Source organism: Streptomyces mutabilis, assembly GCF_014649815.1.
GTDB classification, from domain to species: Bacteria; Actinomycetota; Actinomycetes; order Streptomycetales; family Streptomycetaceae; genus Streptomyces; species Streptomyces mutabilis.
Window position 1 is genome coordinate 1 of record NZ_BMTT01000209.1, and the last position, 599, is coordinate 599.

General features: G+C 33.4%; 1 protein-coding gene. It reads right to left on the minus strand.

Annotated features, from left to right (window positions below):
- Window positions 1-599: phage tail protein (locus tag IE142_RS35445; protein WP_229831272.1), on the minus strand; the 599-nt coding region annotated here is incomplete at both ends.

Below are 599 nucleotides of genomic sequence, written 5' to 3' on the forward strand. Positions count from 1 at the left end.
AGATAGAACACCTTTGCGCAAAGCTCGAACGATTCCTAACACACCATTTTTTAATGCAGTCCACACTTTAATAGAAAAGCCTTTAATAGCATTAAATATCGTAACTACAATGCGTTTAATAAGGTTGATATTAAATTTTACTTGCGCAACATATGCTTTAATAATTGCTATAACGCCGTTCTTTAAGGCGGTCCAGATTTTAATAGCAGCATTTTTCATGCCATTCCATAAAGCTGATAAGACATTTTTTAATGCTTGAATAGGATGTTGAACAGCAAATTTAATAGCGTTCCATATTATTACAGCACTTCTTTTAATCGCGTTCCAAATGGCAATTGTAGAGTTTTTAATTGCGTTCCAAATATTAATAATATAAGGTTTGATAAAACCAAATATAGCTATTGCAGCATTTTTTATTGAATTCCAAATGCCGATAACTGCATTTCTAAACGAGCTATTTGTTTTCCATAAATGAATAAGCCCTGCTACTAATAATCCGATGGCTGTAATAACTATACCGACTGGTCCAGTCATAAATCTTATTGCTAATCCCAAGCCTTTAGTTGCTAAAGTTGCACCTTCAGTAACTGTAGTCCAAG